At 66.3% G+C, this 15,369-nt stretch carries 17 protein-coding genes; 10 read left to right on the forward strand and 7 right to left on the reverse strand.

The features are described 5' to 3' along the window. Window positions 1-161 precede the first annotated feature (161 nt). The 4 genes from VB672_RS11140 to VB672_RS11155 are packed head-to-tail and all read left to right on the forward strand — an operon-like array spanning window position 162 to window position 3,324. Window positions 162-1,130: an aliphatic sulfonate ABC transporter substrate-binding protein gene (locus VB672_RS11140; protein WP_329784258.1), complete on the forward strand. Its 969-nt coding sequence runs from the start codon at window positions 162-164 to the stop codon at window positions 1,128-1,130. Between the two features lie 23 nt (window positions 1,131-1,153). Next, window positions 1,154-2,008 (forward strand): ABC transporter permease, encoded by an 855-nt coding sequence (locus VB672_RS11145; protein WP_329784259.1) that lies wholly within the window; start codon window positions 1,154-1,156, stop codon window positions 2,006-2,008. After that, entirely contained in the window at window positions 2,008-2,796 is a 789-nt protein-coding gene (locus tag VB672_RS11150; RefSeq protein ID WP_329784260.1) for an ABC transporter ATP-binding protein, read from the forward strand. The genes VB672_RS11145 and VB672_RS11150 overlap by 1 nt, the downstream gene beginning before the upstream one ends. An 18-nt stretch (window positions 2,797-2,814) precedes the next feature. After that, window positions 2,815-3,324 (forward strand): OsmC family protein, encoded by a 510-nt coding sequence (locus VB672_RS11155; protein ID WP_329784261.1) that lies wholly within the window; start codon window positions 2,815-2,817, stop codon window positions 3,322-3,324. A gap of 187 nt (window positions 3,325-3,511) precedes the next feature. Here the strand turns inward: VB672_RS11155 and VB672_RS11160 are convergent, their stop codons facing one another. After that, on the reverse strand, window positions 3,512-4,795 hold the full coding sequence (locus VB672_RS11160; RefSeq protein WP_329784262.1) for a penicillin-binding protein activator: 1,284 nt from the start codon (window positions 4,793-4,795) through the stop codon (window positions 3,512-3,514). A gap of 136 nt (window positions 4,796-4,931) precedes the next feature. Here VB672_RS11160 and rsmI point away from each other — a divergent pair, with 136 nt between their 5' ends. Continuing rightward, on the forward strand, window positions 4,932-5,870 hold the full coding sequence (gene rsmI, locus VB672_RS11165) for a 16S rRNA (cytidine(1402)-2'-O)-methyltransferase (protein WP_329784263.1): 939 nt from the start codon (window positions 4,932-4,934) through the stop codon (window positions 5,868-5,870). Beyond that, window positions 5,867-6,244 carry a YraN family protein gene (locus VB672_RS11170; protein ID WP_329784264.1) on the forward strand — a complete coding sequence of 126 codons (378 nt, stop codon included), beginning with the start codon at window positions 5,867-5,869 and terminating at the stop codon, window positions 6,242-6,244. Before rsmI ends, VB672_RS11170 begins: the two co-directional genes overlap by 4 nt. A gap of 17 nt (window positions 6,245-6,261) precedes the next feature. On the opposite strand, the gene VB672_RS11175 is transcribed toward VB672_RS11170, so the two are convergent. Then, window positions 6,262-7,134, reverse strand: a complete 873-nt coding sequence (locus VB672_RS11175) for a LysR family transcriptional regulator (RefSeq protein WP_329784265.1) — start codon at window positions 7,132-7,134, stop codon at window positions 6,262-6,264. A gap of 103 nt (window positions 7,135-7,237) precedes the next feature. Between VB672_RS11175 and VB672_RS11180 the strand changes: the two genes are divergently transcribed. Continuing rightward, a complete protein-coding gene (locus VB672_RS11180; protein ID WP_329784266.1) occupies window positions 7,238-7,447 on the forward strand; it encodes a DUF1127 domain-containing protein in 210 nt (69 codons plus the stop codon). Here the strand turns inward: VB672_RS11180 and VB672_RS11185 are convergent. Then, the gene (locus VB672_RS11185; protein WP_329784267.1) at window positions 7,444-8,328 is read right to left on the reverse strand and encodes a lipid kinase; all 885 of its coding nucleotides are present in this window, start codon (window positions 8,326-8,328) and stop codon (window positions 7,444-7,446) included. The two genes, VB672_RS11180 and VB672_RS11185, sit on opposite strands and share 4 nt — an antisense overlap. Before the next feature lie 177 nt (window positions 8,329-8,505). On the opposite strand from VB672_RS11185, the gene gshB reads away from it, so the two are divergent. Then, on the forward strand, window positions 8,506-9,450 hold the full coding sequence (gene gshB, locus VB672_RS11190) for a glutathione synthase (RefSeq protein ID WP_329784268.1): 945 nt from the start codon (window positions 8,506-8,508) through the stop codon (window positions 9,448-9,450). 1 nt (window position 9,451) lies between these two features. Here the strand turns inward: gshB and VB672_RS11195 are convergent, their stop codons facing one another. After that, on the reverse strand, window positions 9,452-10,081 hold the full coding sequence (locus VB672_RS11195; RefSeq protein ID WP_329784269.1) for a LysE family translocator: 630 nt from the start codon (window positions 10,079-10,081) through the stop codon (window positions 9,452-9,454). Between the two features lie 54 nt (window positions 10,082-10,135). After that, on the reverse strand, window positions 10,136-11,296 hold the full coding sequence (hemW, locus tag VB672_RS11200; RefSeq protein WP_329784270.1) for a radical SAM family heme chaperone HemW: 1,161 nt from the start codon (window positions 11,294-11,296) through the stop codon (window positions 10,136-10,138). Between the two features lie 345 nt (window positions 11,297-11,641). On the opposite strand from hemW, the gene VB672_RS11205 reads away from it, so the two are divergent. Together VB672_RS11205 and VB672_RS11210 are read left to right on the forward strand one after the other, a co-directional pair. Next, window positions 11,642-12,313 carry a TetR/AcrR family transcriptional regulator gene (locus VB672_RS11205; protein WP_329784271.1) on the forward strand — a complete coding sequence of 224 codons (672 nt, stop codon included), beginning with the start codon at window positions 11,642-11,644 and terminating at the stop codon, window positions 12,311-12,313. A 75-nt stretch (window positions 12,314-12,388) separates the two neighbouring features. Further along, window positions 12,389-12,865, forward strand: a complete 477-nt coding sequence (locus VB672_RS11210) for a DUF2852 domain-containing protein (RefSeq protein WP_329784272.1) — start codon at window positions 12,389-12,391, stop codon at window positions 12,863-12,865. Between the two features lie 1,028 nt (window positions 12,866-13,893). Here VB672_RS11210 and VB672_RS11215 read toward each other — a convergent pair. Both VB672_RS11215 and rph read right to left on the reverse strand, forming a co-directional pair. Continuing rightward, on the reverse strand, window positions 13,894-14,535 hold the full coding sequence (locus VB672_RS11215; RefSeq protein ID WP_329784273.1) for a non-canonical purine NTP pyrophosphatase: 642 nt from the start codon (window positions 14,533-14,535) through the stop codon (window positions 13,894-13,896). After that, window positions 14,532-15,245, reverse strand: coding sequence for a ribonuclease PH (rph, locus tag VB672_RS11220; protein WP_329784274.1), 714 nt, complete (start codon window positions 15,243-15,245; stop codon window positions 14,532-14,534). The genes VB672_RS11215 and rph overlap by 4 nt, the downstream gene beginning before the upstream one ends. Window positions 15,246-15,369: the final 124 nt, after the last annotated feature.

The following is a 15,369-nucleotide window of genomic DNA, read 5'->3' on the forward strand; positions in this document are numbered from 1 at the left end:
ATAAGAGATAGCGTTTGACATAAAAAACACCGGGTTCTATAAACCGGACACGCGCCGATTTGAGCATGCAGATTGCGGGCGCGAAACAAGTGCAGCTAAAGCGCCGGGCGCGTGAAGACCCAAAGGTCCAAGCTCCCATGCGCAGAACATGGGACGATAAAATGAGCCTGACGCGCCGCCTCCTGATCGCCGCCTCCCTCGCCACGGGCCTTGCCTCCTTCGCCACGGCCGCCTCCGCGCAGGTGAAGGAAATCCGCATCGACTACGCCACCTACAACCCGGTGAGTCTCGTCCTGAAGGACAAGGGCTTCCTTGAGAAGGAACTGGAGAAGGACGGCATCAGTGTGCGCTGGGTGCAGTCGCTCGGCTCCAACAAGGCGCTCGAATTCCTCAATGCCGGCTCGATCGATTTCGGCTCCACGGCCGGCGCCGCCGCGCTGATCGGCAAGATCAACGGCAACCCGATCAAGTCGATCTACGTCTATTCCCGCCCCGAGTGGACCGCGCTCGTCACCCGCAAGGACACGGGCATCAGTAAAGTCGAGGACCTGAAGGGCAAGCGCGTCGCCGTGACCCGCGGCACCGATCCGCACATCTTCCTGGTGCGCGCCCTGCAGGAAGCCAAGCTCACCGAGAAGGACGTGAAGCTCGTTCTCCTGCAGCATCCAGACGGTCGCACCGCCCTGGAGCGCGGCGACGTCGATGCCTGGGCCGGCCTCGACCCGCTGATGGCGGCCGCCGAAGTGGAAAGCGGCGCCCAGCTCTTCTACCGCAATGCGGGCGCCAATACCTGGGGCGTGCTCAACGTTTCGGAAGCCTTCGCCAAGGACAACCCGGCTCTCGTGCAGCGCGTGCTCAAGGCCTATGAAGAGGCCCGCAAATACGCGCTCGCTAACAAGGACGAGCTGAAGAAGACCCTCGTCACCTACACCAAGCTTTCCGACGCGGTGATCGAGCGCCAGCTCGAGCGCACGGAGCTGACCCATTCCGCCATCGGCCAGCCGCAGACTGATACGATCCTGGCCGCGGGCCTCGCCCTGCAGCAGGCGGGCGTGATCACCCCCGACACCAATGTGCGCGCCGCCGTCGATTCCCTCATCGACCGGCGCTTCGCGACCGCCTCGCGGTGATGTCTTCATCACGGGAGAGCGCCGTGACAGGCCAAGCCACAAGCAACGCCTGGTCCTCCCATGAGGGTGCCGCCGCTCTCGCGGCCCCTGCCTTCACCGAGAAGCGACGCGCCTTCGACTGGCGTATCCTTCTCGGCTTTTTTTTGCCCATCGCCATTGCGCTTCTCTGGGAAGCCGCCGTTCGCACCGGTCTCGCGCAGGGACGCCTCGTCCCGCCGCCGAGCCGGATATTCGCGACGCTCTGGGGCCTCGCCCAGACCGGCGAGCTGTGGACCCATACCTGGATGACGCTCTGGCGCGTCCTCGTCGGATTCGTCATCGGCGCGGTGGCCGGCATCGTGCTCGGCGCGCTCTCCGGCTCCAGCCAGACCATCCGCCAGTTGCTCGATCCGACCCTGCAGGCCCTGCGGGCCATTCCCTCGATTGCCTGGGTGCCCCTGTTCATTCTCTGGCTCGGCATCTTCGAGGCGTCGAAAGTGGCGCTGATTGCCGTGGGCGTATTCTTCCCGGTTTATCTCGGCATCGCGGGCGCGATCCTCTCCGTCGACCGCAAGCTCGTGGAGGTCGGCCACGTGTTCCGCCTTTCGCGCGCTCAGCTCGCCCGCCGCATCCTGCTGCCGGCCGTGCTGCCAGAAGCGGTGATCGCCCTGCGCTCGGGCCTCGGCCTCGGCTTCATGTTCGTGGTCGCGGCGGAGTTCATGGGAGCCTCGGAAGGCCTCGGCTATCTGCTCGTCGACGGCCAGCAGATGGGCAAGCCCGACCAGATCCTCGCGGCGATCATCGCCTTCGCGCTGCTCGGCAAGACCGCCGACAGCCTACTCGTGGCGGGCACCAAGCCGCTCGTGCGCTGGCAGGACACCGTGCGGGAGAGGCTGTGATGCTGAACCTCGAACACCTCTCCAAAACCTATGCCGACGGCACGCGCGCGCTGTCCGACATCAATCTCACCGTGCACGAGGGCGAGATCGTCTCGCTGATCGGCGGTTCGGGCTGCGGCAAGACCACGTTGCTGCGCCTCATCGCAGGCCTCGACCGGGAAAGCGCCGGCCGCATCCGCCTCGACGACGAGGTGCTCACGGGTCCTCATCCATCCGTGGGCATCGTGTTCCAGGAACCGCGCCTTCTGCCCTGGCTGTCGGTGGCCGACAACATCGCCTTCGGCCTCGATGGCGTCAGCACCGCCGAGAAGAAAGCCCGCGTCGCGCATGCGCTGGACAAGATCGGCCTGTCCGAGCATGCCGCACGCTGGCCGCGCGACCTGTCGGGCGGACAGCAGCAGCGCGTCTCCATTGCGCGCGCCTTCGTGACCAACCCGAAGGTGCTGCTCCTCGACGAGCCGTTCTCGGCGCTCGACGCCTTCACCCGCGCCAGCCTGCACGAGCATCTGCTCGGCCTGTGGGAGGAGACGCGCCCGACGGTGGTGCTCGTCACGCACGACGTGCAGGAAGCGGTGACGCTAGCCGACCGGGCCATCGTCATGCAGCCGAAGCCCGGCCGCATCTTCGACGAGCTGCCGCTCACCCTGTCACGACCGCGCGACAAGACGGGGCTGCCCTTCGAAACCTCCGTGCGCCGCGTCTTGACGGCCCTGGACCATTCCCTCAAAGCTCCACAGCAGCAGCCTCAACGCGAGCGCGACCGCCAAGCCGCCGCGTTGTGGTGGTAACATCTCAAGGACATCATCATGGATGCGACTGCCCTCCGCGCCCTCCAGGCGCCGCTGAAGGATCAATACCGCAACGATCCCGACAAGGCTGTGATCACCCTCAAGGCTCAAGGCACGCTCGACGACCAGCACATCGCCTGCAAGGTCGAGACCGGCCGCGCGCTCGCCGTGGCCGGCCTTCACCCGGCCACCGGCGGCTCCGGCGCGGAGCTGTGCTCGGGCGACATGCTGCTCGAAGCGCTCGTGGCCTGCGCGGGCGTGACGCTGAAGGCCGTCGCGACCGCCCTCGAGATCGACCTGCGCCACGGCGCCGTGAAGGCCGAAGGCGACCTCGATTTCCGCGGCACGCTTGGTGTCGACAAGGCGGCGCCCGTCGGCTTCAAGAACATCCGCCTCTCCTTCGAGGTCGATACGGATGCGCCGCAGGAGAAGGTCGATCAGCTGCTCAAGCTCACGGAGCGCTACTGCGTGGTGTTCCAGACCCTCAACAACAAGCCGGACTTGAGTGCCACGCTGACGCGCAAGTAAGACGGCTTGCTTGCTCGATTGGTGTGAGATTGGCTCGTCATGGCCGTCCCCGGGCATGATCCGGGGATCGGTCCCGGCTATCTCGATCGGGGAAAGCGCAGTGTATCAAGCCATCGGGATCACCGGCACAAGGCCGGTGATGACATGGTGGGAAATTGTGGGTGAGCGCGAGGATACTGAAATGCCGTCAGTTGCCCGCCACCAGAGTTCGCGGAGCGCCGCTGATCGCGACGGCGGTGCCGCCGCGGATTTCCTGCACGGTCAGGGCGCGCGCGTTCGTGCCGTCCGGATTGAAGCGGAACACGCCGTCGGCTCCGGCGAAGCCCGCCGGGTTCGTGAGCATGGCGTCGGTAAAGGCCTGCGCACCCTGCATCCGCGCGAGCGCGGCTGCCAAGGTCACCGCGTCGTAGGACAGGGTCGCCAGGCGGATCGGATCGATGTTGAAACGCGCTCGATAGCGCTCGGCGAAGGCCGTGAAGCCGCGCTTGTCGGGGGCCGCGAACCAGCCTCCCTGCAGAACGGGCAGAGCGGAGACCCGAGGTTCGTCCCACAGCCCCGTGCCGAGCGGCTTGACCCGCAAGGGATCGAAGCCCGCCATCTGGAGCGCCTGGGCGACGGCCGGCAGGCCGTCACCGTTGTCGGGGATGAACAGGGCATCGGCCTGAGGCGTGGGACCGCCGATCACACCGGCCATGCGCCGCACGGCCTCTTGAGGCTGTCCCGAAGGATAATACTCGAGCGCCACGATGCGGATGCCCTGCTGGGCCGCTGCCTGCTGCAGCCGCGCTGCGGCCACACGGCCGTACTGGGTCTCGGGGACCAGGGCGGCCATGGAACGGCGCCCTTGGGTGGCCGCGAAGGCGACGATGCGGTCCACCTCCTCCTGGACGAGGAAGCTCAGGAGATAGACACCCCGCGTGGCGACGCCGGCATCGGTCGAGAAGCCGATGACCGTCTTGCCCCTTTGGCGCGCCACCTGGCCGGCAGCCTGAACGGAGCCTGCGAAGAGCGGGCCGATGATGAGCTCGGCTCCCTCCGCCAGCGCCTGTTGCGCAGCCGCCTGCGCGCCCTCGGGCGTGCCGGCGTCGTCCTTGACGAGAAGGGTGAGATCCGAGCCCTGGAACTCGCTCAGCGCCAGCTCCGCAGCGTTGCGCATGCTCTGCGCCGCCACGGCGCCCTGCCCGGCTCCGGTCATGGGCAGGATCAGGGCGACCTTGACAGGGCCGTTGCCGATGGTGGTGCCGGCCATCGCCGAAGCCGGCGGAGCGCTTTGCATCGGTGCGCCGGGCGCCGGGACATCGGCCGCATAGAGCGGTTCGGACGGAGCGCTGGCTGCGGGCCGGCTCGGCTTGCGGGCCGGAGCGCGGCTGCCGGAGCCGACGCATCCGGACAGCACCAGCGATGTAGACAGGACGAAAACCCAGGCTGCGCGGCCGGATAGGCCGCGTGCTTTATCGATGAAGCGCGCCATCTCCACCCCCTTTGGAAACAGCTCAAGCGATAAAAACAACCGTGACAGCAAAAGGTAAACATTGTTTCCAATGGTGGATGATGGTCTCGACAAGCCCGCTTCCGTGGCGGCGTACCCCATGCGACAGTGACCGACGATGAGCCAGAGAATCGACAACCGGACCAAACGGCGCGAGCCGACCGAGCGGATCGCCACCTTCACGGCCTTCGGCCTCGCCGCCGAGGCGAAGCCCCTGACGCCGGGCCTCTATGTTGTGGCAACCCCCATCGGCAACCTGCAGGACGTGTCCTTCCGCGCGCTGAACGTGCTCGCCGCCGCAGACGCGATCCTCGCCGAGGACACGCGGGTGACGAAGACACTGCTCGCCCATTACGGCATCACGACCCCGCTGGTGGCCTACCACGAGCATTCCAACGATGCCGTGCGCGAACGCATGGTCCACCGGATCCGCGAAGGCCAGGCGCTGGCTCTGGTCTCGGATGCCGGCACGCCCCTGGTATCGGATCCGGGTTACAAGCTCGTGCAGGCCGCCATCGAGGAAGGATTGCCGGTTACCCCGATCCCCGGTCCCTCCGCAGTGCTCACCGCGCTCGTCGCCTCGGGCCTGCCGACGGACCGCTTCTTCTTCGAAGGGTTCCTGCCGGCAAAGAGCGCCGCGCGCCGCACGAGGCTCGCCGAGATCGGCGCGATCCCCGGCACGCTCATGCTTTTCGAAGGCCCGCACCGCCTGCCCGAGATGCTGGCCGATGCCGCAGCCGTTTTGGGCGAACGGCAGGCCGTGGTGGCGCGCGAGCTCACGAAGATGTTCGAGACGATCCGGCGGGGCACCCTGCCGGAACTCGCCGAACAATTCGCCCAGGAAGGGCCGCCCAAGGGCGAGATCGTGGTGCTGATCGGGGAAGCCACGAAGGCCATGCACGCGGCGGAAGCCGACGCGGCCCTCGACGGCAAGCTCGAAGCGGCGCTGAAGAACCACTCGATCAAGGACGCCGCGGCCCTGGTGGCGGCGGAGCTCGACCTGCCCAAGCGCGAGGTCTATGCCCGCGCCTTGGCGCTCGCGAAGAAGGACGCATGAAGAGCGCCCTCGAACGCCGCCAGGCCACGTTTCTCCGCGGCCATCGCGCCGAGTGGATCGCGCTCCTGTTCCTCGTGATGAAAGGCTATCGCCCGCTCGCGCGCCGCTACGCGGCTTCCGGCGGCGAGATCGACCTGATCATGATGCGTGGCGACACCATCGCGTTCGTCGAGGTGAAGGCGCGGGGTCTCATGGACGACGCGTTGTCCGCCATCACGGCCTGCAAGCGCCAGCGCTTCTCCCGCGCGGTGCGCACGTGGCTCACGCGCAACGCGTGGGCTGCGGACAAGACATGGCGCGCCGATGCGGTGTTCATCGCACCGAAACGATGGCCGCAGCACATCGTTTCGGCGTTCGAGCTGGAGATGCGCTAGCGCATCGTGCGAATGCTTCAAGCCGCCATCCGGTGCCGGTCGGCGACCGCCTCGCGGATGTGCCGCGCCAGTTCCTGCACCACATGGTTGCCGCCGTCGCGCGGCAGATAGAGATTGACCATGAAGGGCGGCAGCGCCGGCAAACCTGATTCAGGCCCGAGCACGTCGAAGCCGCTGGGCACGGTGGAGGCCATCCAGGCCATCACGGCGATGTCGGCCGCGACCGTCGCCACCTGCGCGGACGTGTTCGTCACCTCGGAGACCGAGCGCCATTCGATGCCGGCCTTCTGCAGTGCGTCCCGGATCGGCGCCCGAAAGGCGCAGTCGGAGCAGCCGATGGAAACGGGCAGCGGTCGCTGGCGCGCCGCATCGCCGCCGCGCGCACCAACCCAGACGAGGCGATCCATGACGAGGTTCTCGCCGTCGGGATCGCAAGCCATCTCGGTGGCGAGCACCACATCGACCTTGCCGTCGTAGAGCTTCGAGCGAAGAGACACGCTGGAGCCGCTGTTGAGCGAGATCTGCACGCGGGGGTAGCGCCGCGCGAAATCCTTCAAGAAGGTCGGAAGGTACGTGGTGACGATGTCGCTCGGGATGCCGAGCCGCACCTCGCCTTCGAATTCCGGCGTGGTCATCTCGGTCCAGATCTCATCGTTGAGCGCGAGCATGCGCTTGGCCCGTCCGAACAGGCGCTCGCCGGCCGTCGTGAGCTTCATGCCGCGCCTGTCGCGGGTGATGAGCTCCTCGCCGAGCGTCTCCTCCAGCCGCTTGATCTGCTGGCTCACGGCCGCCTGGGTGAGGTTGAGCACCCCGGTGGCGGCCGTCATGCCGCCGGCATCGACGACTGCGACGAATGCCCTGAGAAGGCTGACATCGAGATTCCGGGCCATGGCCAACCTCAATAACGGTTCGTTATCTTCAATATAATGAACATTCGTTTCACTTATGCAAGGGGCAGGCGCATCCTCTCTTCATGAACTTGAGGAGACAGCCATGACAGCCCGTACCACCCCCTGCGATTGGACCTCCGAGCAGCCGTCCGCCAAGCCCTCGCGCCTCAGGAGCCTGTTCGCCGCGCTCGTGCACGAGATCGAGATCCGCCGCGCCCTGCACGACGTCAGCTCGCTGGACGAGGCCATGCTGCACGATATCGGCCTCACCCCTGGAAACCTGGAAGATGCCGTCCGGTGCGGCCGGCATTAAGCTCCGGCTTCTTCAGGCGCGAACACGGTCACGGCCGCGGGCCGGATCGAGAAATGGGCCGGCGTCTGGGTCACGATCTCGCCATCCGCATTGACGGGCTTCGGCTTGCGGGTGCGGATGTCGAACTCCTTGGCCCTGACCGCCCGCACCTCCTCCCAGGCACCATGCTGCCCATAGCGGAACGAACGCGCCATGAGGGCGAGCTTCCAGGCGCGCTCCAGCTCCAGGCTGTAGAGATCGAGATGCTGGTCGTCGATGGCGGCATCCTTCTCCACCGCGTTCCCGCCGCCATAGAAACGCCCATTGCCCACTGCGATCTGCAGGGTTCTCACGCGCACGGTTTCGCTCTCGCTGATGATGGTGGCGCGGAAGGGCTTTGCGTGCGCCAGAACGTTCAACGCGACCAGCGCATAACCGAGACGACCCCAGCGGCGCTTGATGTCGCGCGTCAGCTTCTGCGCCAGTTCCGCCGAGAGCCCGAGGCTCGCCACATTGAAGAAGGGTTCGCCGTTGACGAGGCCGAGATCGATCCTGCGCGTCATCCCGGCCGCAATGACATCGGCGGCCCCGTCGAGATCGAACGGGATGCCGAGGGTGCGTGCGAGATCGTTCGCCGTTCCCATCGGCAGGATGCCGAGGGGCAGCCCGGCCTCGATCACGCCGAAGGCCGCCGCATTGATGGTGCCGTCGCCTCCGCCGACGATGGCGCAATCCACGTCCTTGGCATTCTTGACGATGAGCGGCGACAGATCCTCCCGGCGGCCGCATTCCAGATGAACGGGCTCGATGCCATGATCCCTCAGGCGCTCGATGGCGATGTCGCACTGGGCGGCGCCGCTGCGGCTCTTGGCATTGACGATCAGAAGGGCGCGGCGGGGCATACTCGACTACATGGAAAAGCTTGAGGGGATCCGCAAGGGGCAGGCCCCAAGCGGGGCCGTTGGATAACACACCTCGCCGGCTTTCGTTCACGACACCGAGGATGAAGAGTTGCCATCCGGGTTTTTAAGGCCAATAACCCTGCTTCCCCAAGGAGTCTTGCCAAGGAGGCTTGACGCATGACCCTCACCGTTGCGTTCCAGATGGATCACATCCGCAGCATCAAGATCGCCGGCGATACGGGCTTTGCCCTGTTGCTCGAAGCCCAGCGGCGCGGTCATCGGGTCCTGCACTATACCCCCGACCGTCTCTCCCTGCGCGACGGCGCTGTGATCGCCATGGCCGAGACCATCGAAGCGCGGGACGTGGACGGCGACCATTTCACCCTCGGCACGCCTGAGCGGGTCGATCTGTCGAGCGTCGATGCGGTGCTCATGCGCCAGGACCCGCCCTTCGATCTGGCCTATATCACGGCAACCCATTTCCTCGAGCGCATCCACCCGAAGACCCTGGTGGTCAACGATCCGACCCATGTGCGCAACGCGCCGGAAAAGATCTTCGTCACCCATTTCCCGCACCTGATGCCGCCGACGCTCATCTCCCGCGACAAGCAGGAGATCGAGGAGTTCCGGCGCGAGCACGGCGACGTGGTGATGAAGCCGCTCTACGGCCATGGCGGTGCCAGCGTGTTCAAGGTCGGCCGGGAGGATCCGAACTTCGGCTCGCTCTACGACCTGTTCTCCAACCTGTTCCGCGAGCCCTGGGTGATCCAGCGCTTCCTGCCGAAGATCACGGAAGGCGACAAGCGCATCATCCTCATCGACGGCGAGGCGGCAGGCGCCATCAACCGGGTGCCGGCGGCGAACGACATCCGGTCCAACATGGTGCGCGGCGGCGCGGCGAAGCCCACGGACCTGACGCCGCGCGAGCGCGAGATCTGCGAGACCATCGGGCCGGATCTCAAGCGCATGGGCCTGATCCTGGTGGGCATCGACGTGATCGACGGCAACCTCACCGAGATCAACGTGACGGCCCCCACGGGCATCCGGGCCATCAAGCGCCTCGGCGGCCCGGATCTCGCCGTGAGGGTCTGGGACGTGATCGAAAGCAAGGTGAAGGGTTAGGTCAGGCCGGCCGACGCGCGAGCGTGAGAAGGGCGCCGAGGCCGCACATGACCATCCCCGAAGCCTGGCGGACGCGTCGGAAGACGTGGGGCCTGCGCACGAGGCCGTCCCGGACCCGGGACGCCATGAGGGTGGCAAGAAGGGCCGACAGCGTGTTCAAGCCGATCGAGACCAGCCCGAGAGCAACGAACTGAAGCGCGACGCCGCCCTGATCCAGGCGGACGAATTGCGGAATGAAGGCCAGGAAGAAGGCGGCAGTCTTGGGATTCAGGGCCTCGACCAGAACGCCGTCACGAAAGGCCCGCCACGGTCCCGACGCCGGGGCGCCCGCAAGCGTCTCGACCTTCGCTTCCCGGATCGTCTTGAAGCCGAGCCAGACCAGATAGGCCGCACCGACCAGCTTCAGCACCGTGAATGCCTCGGCGCTCGCCATCACCAGGGCCGAGACCCCGAATGCTCCGGCCAGCACATGGACGGAGCCGCCGAGAACGGTTCCACAGCAGGAGGCAATCCCTTCCGCGCGCCCGCCAGCCAGGGTCCGGGCGGTCACGTAGAACAGCCCCGGACCCGGCATGACCGCGATGAGCAGGGCTGCGGCAAGAAAGACGACGAAGCTCTCCGGTGACGGCATGGGCGCGCTCCTGAACGGCTGCCTCGACGAGCCGTCCAGAGCAAGACGCTCGGCTTAAGCCGCCAGTTCCGCAATCACCGCATTGAGCACCGGAAAGCCCTTGGGCGTCACGGCGAGGCGCGAGCCGTCGTGGCGGACCAACCCTTCCTCTTCGAGGATTTTCAGGCGCCTCTGATTGAGCGTCTTGCCCGTGAACGCCTCGAAGCGGCGCGGATCGACGCCTTCCTTCAGGCGCAGGCCCATGAGCAGGAACTCGTCGCCCTCGGCCTCGGAGGTCAGCACCTCCTCGTCGATGACGCCGTGGCCCTCGCGCTCCACCCGTTCCAGCCACGTCTCCGGGTGCTTCTCGGTCGCGGTGGCCAGCCTGGCGTTGCCGGTGACGAGACGCCCATGGGCGCCGGGGCCGATGCCGGCATACTCGCCGTAGCGCCAGTAGAGCAGGTTGTGGCGGGATTCCGCGCCGGGCCGGGCGTGGTTCGAGATCTCGTAGGCCGGGAGCCCGTGCTTCGCGCACACCTCCTGCGTGATGTCGTAGAGCGCGCGGCCCGTCTCCTCGTCGGGCACCGTGATCTTGCCGGCATCGTAGAGGCGCTGGAACCAGGTGCCGGGCTCGATGGTGAGCTGGTAGAGAGAGAGATGCTCGACCGCATGGGAGATGGCCTGCTCCAGCTCCGCCCCCCAAGCCGCAGGCGTCTGGCCTGGGCGGGCATAGATCAGGTCGAAGGAATAGCGCTCGAAGATGGAGGCCGCGATCTTGACCGCGCCCAAGGCCTCCTCGACGGAATGCATGCGCCCGAGACGCTTGAGATCGGGATCATTGAGGGCCTGGACGCCGAGCGAGACCCGGTTGATGCCGGCGGCGCGGTAGCCGCGGAAGCGCTCGGCCTCGACGCTGGTGGGATTGGCCTCGAGCGTCACCTCGGCCTGCGGGTCGACGGCCCAGGCCCCGCCGATGGCATCGAGGATCGCGCCCACGGTCTCAGGGCGCATGAGCGAGGGCGTGCCGCCGCCGAAGAAGACGCTGGTGACCGTCCTTCCGGGAATGCGCGAAGCAGTATGGGCGATCTCGCGCCTAAAGGCCGCCAGGAACCGCTCCTGATCCACCGGCTGGTGGCGGACATGGCTGTTGAAGTCGCAATAGGGGCACTTGGAGGCGCAGAAGGGCCAATGGACATAGACGCCAAAGCCCACATCGCGCGTCGGATGATCGATCATGGGGCGTATATGGCAGTTCTTGCATGGAACGTCACGGGTAGCGGTGTCGCGTTCGTGTCGAACAAGCGGTCATCCCAGGGCTGCGCGGCACTATCCGGGATCGTGGCACGGCAGCCCACGTCATGACCAGCCTTGTCCCGGTCATCCCGATCCTGTGAAGCGCAGCGCTCTTCCTTATCGAGATCACCGGCACAAGGCTGGTCATGACGGCTCTTGGACTGCATTAACGAAGAACCATTCCGAACCTCTTGGCTCACAAGGTTGTTCACTCCTATAGCGGCTTCCATCCTGGCCTCCGCCCCTGCGGAGCCCTAAGATCGGCAGGCAGAAGAGTAGGAATCCAGCATGCGGCATTGGCGCGGCCCGTTCGACCGGCAGGGCTATCACCACGGCAACCTGAAGGAGGCGCTGATCGAGGCAGCGCAGCGCTTCATTGCCGAGCGGGGGATCGGCGGGTTCACCCTGGCGGATGCCGCCAAGCTGGTCGGCGTCACGCCGGCGGCGCTCTATCGCCATTTCCGGGGCCGGGACGCGCTGGTGGCCGAGGTCGCCTTCCGCGGCTACGACGAATTGGCGAAGCGCCTCGGACGGGCCCTGCAGAGCGAGGGCACGGCCCTGGAGCGCTTCACCCGCATGGGCGAAGCCTATCTCGCCTTCGCCGAGCAGGAGCCCGGCTTCTACACGGCCATGTTCTCCGCCAAACCCGCCGAGGGCGAGGCTTCCTGCGGCCCGTTCTGGGCCAAGAGCATCCAGAGCGGCGGCAAACCCGTCGGCAATGCCTTCGACTTCCTGGTCCAGGCCCTGTCCGAGACGTTCCCGGAGGGCTTCCAGAGCGTCGATGTCCGCTTCATCGCCATCGAGGTCTGGGCGCTTTCCCATGGCATCGCGACCCTGGACGCGGCAGGCCAGCTGCCGAAGGGTCCCGGCCTGCCGGACAAGTACGAACTGCTCCGGGCCGGCGTGCTCGCGCTGGTCCACGGAGCCCTGAACGGCCGCTCCGGCGCCTCCGCAAAATAATCGGCGCAGCCTCTCTTGAAAGCGCCAAAATCGATCCGCATGTTAATGTTGTTAGCATTAACATAGGGACCTCCAATGTCTGACTCTGCCTCCACCGCTTGGAATGCGGGCCCACATCCGGGCCCCTGGGGCGACGGCACCCATCGCCGCTGCGGGCGCAAGCCCGGACGCGGTCTGGAGATCGTCGGCATCATTCTGGGCTTCATCTTCGTCTGGCCGCTCGCGCTGGCTTATCTGGTGTGGAAAATGTGTGGATATCCGAAATACGACGAGGCCAAGTCCTTCTTCCGCGACACCTTCGGGCGTGCCCGGGATGATCTCTTTTCCGGGCGCGGCCCCGCCGGCTTCGGCGGCTTCGCCAGCACGGGCAATGCGGCCTTCGACGATTACCGCCGCAGCGAACTCGAGCGCCTCGAAGAGGAGCGTCGCAAGCTCGACGAGGAAGCCCGCGAGTTCCGGAACTTCGTCGAGGAGTTGAAGCGGGCCAAGGACCGCGAGGAGTTCGACGCCTACATGGCCAAGCGCCGGGGCAACGGCGCCACGAACGTCTAAACCGAGCATGGATCAGCGGAGCGCCCTTCGGGGCGCTCCTTTCTTTTCGAACCGCTCCCCGCCATCGCCGAGAGGAACTCGTCCTCGATCATATCCCCGTGATGGCTGGCCTTGTACCGGCTTTCCCATTTGTGTGAACCGCCGCGCTTTTCCGGCCGTGATTGAACTCCCCCGCTCATTCCTTCAACGTCATGGCCGGACCTGTCCCGGCCATGACGATACAGAAAGGCACCGTGTTTTTCCGGCCGGGAGTCGCTCTGTCCCTGCCGCCCTCTCCCACGGCATGTCCGGGCTTGTCCCGGCCATCCCGATTGTTGGTGCGCCGCGCTTCTTCCACCGGGATTACCGGCACAAGGCCGGTGATGACGTCGAGGGTGTGGGTGAGAGCGCAACGATATGTTCTCACTTTGTTCTTGACACTCTGTTGCACCTGGGCTATATCGTTTGTCATCCCGGCCTGACGGGGGCGCGCTCGCGAGGCGTCGCAAGGGTGAGGCCAGGAGCGGTCCCGCGGCAGGTTTCGCAACCCGGCCGGCGGGAGGCCCTTGGCTGTCACCGGCCAAGTCTAAACGCCTAAAAGTACCGCGTGCGAAGAGGCATCCTGGCTCTTCCATCTCCCACCATCATCGAGCCGGGCCGCCACTCGCGCCACCCTCGATCATCCGCAAGGCTCGCAGCGCAAGCTGCGGGCCCCAAGGTGCTGGCTCTGGGACATCGCAGAGCAACACGTCTGCGCTACCCTCCCAGCCATCGTGACATCCTCCTCGTCATGGCCGGGCCCATCCCAGCCATCCACGTCTTCCGGAACCGCAGCGAAGGCGTGGATCCCGGGCCAAGCCCGGGATGCCGAAGTGCGTGTCAGGTCGCCCCTCATCCCGGCCGTCCAATCGGGAAGCCGCCACGCCTCACACAAACTGGATCGCCGGCACAGGCCCGGTGATGACGGGAGAGAATGTCAGGATCGTTCCCGCACTCGATGCGGGAGGCGATGACGGCGAGGCCTCAGAGGAGCCTTTTCGCGCAAGACGCTAAACCCGGTGCAGGCAGCCGGCCGCCAGCTTCACGAAGGCGCGGGCCCGGTGGGAGAGGCCAGAGGGCTCTGGCTTCGACCAGTCGATGCCGTGCTTCTCCTCCGAGGAGATCTCCCCGAAGGTCTCGGTGAAGCCGTCCGGCTGGAACATGGGGTCGTAGCCGAAGCCCTTGTCGCCCCGTGGCGGCCATACGACCTGGCCGAAGACCCTCCCCTCGAACAGCTCCTCGTGGCCGTCGGGCCAAGCGATGACGAGGGCCGAGACGAAATGGGCCCTGCGGTCCGTCGCCTCGCGCTTCAGCAATTCGCGCTCCACCCGTTCCATGGCGGCATCAAAATCCCTCTTGGGGCCGGCCCAGTCGGCCGTGAAGAGGCCCGGCGCGCCGTCGAGCGCGTGAACGCAGAGACCGGAATCGTCTGAGAGCGCCGGCAGGCCGGTGGCGATCGCCGCCGCATGGGCCTTGATGGCGGCGTTCTCGGCGAACATGTGCCCGGTCTCGTCGGGAACCGGCAGGCCGAGTTCGCCCGCCGACACGGCCTCGACGCCGAAGGGAGCCAGAAGCTCCTGCATCTCGCGCAGCTTGCCAGCGTTGTGGGTGGCGACGACGACCTTGCCGGTCAGGGAACGATGAATGCTCATGCCACGGCCTTCTTCTGCAGGTCGACCAGTTGCGCCACACCGGCCTTGGCGAGCCGCAAAAGGCTCAGGAACTCCTCCTCGGAGAAGGGCTTGCCCTCGGCCGTACCCTGCACCTCGACGATGCCCCCCGAGCCGGTGATCACGAAATTGGCGTCGGTCTCGGCGGCGGAATCCTCCGCATAGTCGAGATCGAGCACCGGCTGCCCCTGGTAGATGCCGCAGGAGATGGCGGCGACAGGCTCGCGCAGGGGATTGATCGAGATGATCGAGCGGTTCTGCATCCACGTGAAGCATTCGTGCAGCGCCACCCAGGCACCGGTAATCGAGGCGGTGCGGGTGCCGCCGTCGGCCTGGATCACGTCGCAATCGACAACGATCTGCTTCTCGCCGATGGCCGGCAGGTTGACGACGGCACGGAGCGAACGGCCGATGAGGCGCTGGATCTCCTGGGTACGTCCCGAAGGCTTGCCGGAATTGACCTCGCGGCGGGTGCGCTCGTGGGTGGCGCGGGGCAGCATGGAATATTCCGCCGTCACCCAGCCCTTGCCCGTGCCGCGCAGCCACGGGGGTCCTTTTTCCTCGAGCGAGGCCGTGCAGATCACCTTCGTGTTGCCGAAGGTCACGAGGCAGGAGCCTTCCGCATAGCGCGCGACGCTTCGCTCCAGGGTGACGGGACGCAGTTCGTCGGGGGCGCGGTTGGAAGGACGCATGGCGGGTTTCTCCTGAAGGATCGTGCGATTCCCCGCCTGTTTGGAGCCGCGGGGCGGTTTAGGCAAGCGCAAGGCTTGCTTAAAGGACGTCCGATCCGCACATAATACTGACTTGCAGGGTGGA

The organism is Microvirga sp. CF3016 (assembly GCF_036314085.1).
GTDB lineage: Bacteria > Pseudomonadota > Alphaproteobacteria > Rhizobiales > Beijerinckiaceae > Microvirga.

Excerpts from the sequence above, each read along its gene's own strand:
- VB672_RS11140 (WP_329784258.1), top strand. The coding sequence starts at position 162 with ATGAGCCTGACGCGCCGCCTCCTGATCGCCGCCTCCCTCGCCACGGGC.
- VB672_RS11150 (WP_329784260.1), top strand. The coding sequence starts at position 2,008 with ATGCTGAACCTCGAACACCTCTCCAAAACCTATGCCGACGGCACGCGC.
- VB672_RS11155 (WP_329784261.1), top strand. The coding sequence starts at position 2,815 with ATGGATGCGACTGCCCTCCGCGCCCTCCAGGCGCCGCTGAAGGATCAA.
- VB672_RS11160 (WP_329784262.1), bottom strand. The coding sequence starts at position 4,795 with ATGGCGCGCTTCATCGATAAAGCACGCGGCCTATCCGGCCGCGCAGCC.
- rsmI (WP_329784263.1), top strand. The coding sequence starts at position 4,932 with ATGAGCCAGAGAATCGACAACCGGACCAAACGGCGCGAGCCGACCGAG.
- VB672_RS11170 (WP_329784264.1), top strand. The coding sequence starts at position 5,867 with ATGAAGAGCGCCCTCGAACGCCGCCAGGCCACGTTTCTCCGCGGCCAT.
- VB672_RS11175 (WP_329784265.1), bottom strand. The coding sequence starts at position 7,134 with ATGGCCCGGAATCTCGATGTCAGCCTTCTCAGGGCATTCGTCGCAGTC.
- VB672_RS11180 (WP_329784266.1), top strand. The coding sequence starts at position 7,238 with ATGACAGCCCGTACCACCCCCTGCGATTGGACCTCCGAGCAGCCGTCC.
- VB672_RS11185 (WP_329784267.1), bottom strand. The coding sequence starts at position 8,328 with ATGCCCCGCCGCGCCCTTCTGATCGTCAATGCCAAGAGCCGCAGCGGC.
- gshB (WP_329784268.1), top strand. The coding sequence starts at position 8,506 with ATGACCCTCACCGTTGCGTTCCAGATGGATCACATCCGCAGCATCAAG.
- VB672_RS11195 (WP_329784269.1), bottom strand. The coding sequence starts at position 10,081 with ATGCCGTCACCGGAGAGCTTCGTCGTCTTTCTTGCCGCAGCCCTGCTC.
- hemW (WP_329784270.1), bottom strand. The coding sequence starts at position 11,296 with ATGATCGATCATCCGACGCGCGATGTGGGCTTTGGCGTCTATGTCCAT.
- VB672_RS11205 (WP_329784271.1), top strand. The coding sequence starts at position 11,642 with ATGCGGCATTGGCGCGGCCCGTTCGACCGGCAGGGCTATCACCACGGC.
- VB672_RS11210 (WP_329784272.1), top strand. The coding sequence starts at position 12,389 with ATGTCTGACTCTGCCTCCACCGCTTGGAATGCGGGCCCACATCCGGGC.
- VB672_RS11215 (WP_329784273.1), bottom strand. The coding sequence starts at position 14,535 with ATGAGCATTCATCGTTCCCTGACCGGCAAGGTCGTCGTCGCCACCCAC.
- rph (WP_329784274.1), bottom strand. The coding sequence starts at position 15,245 with ATGCGTCCTTCCAACCGCGCCCCCGACGAACTGCGTCCCGTCACCCTG.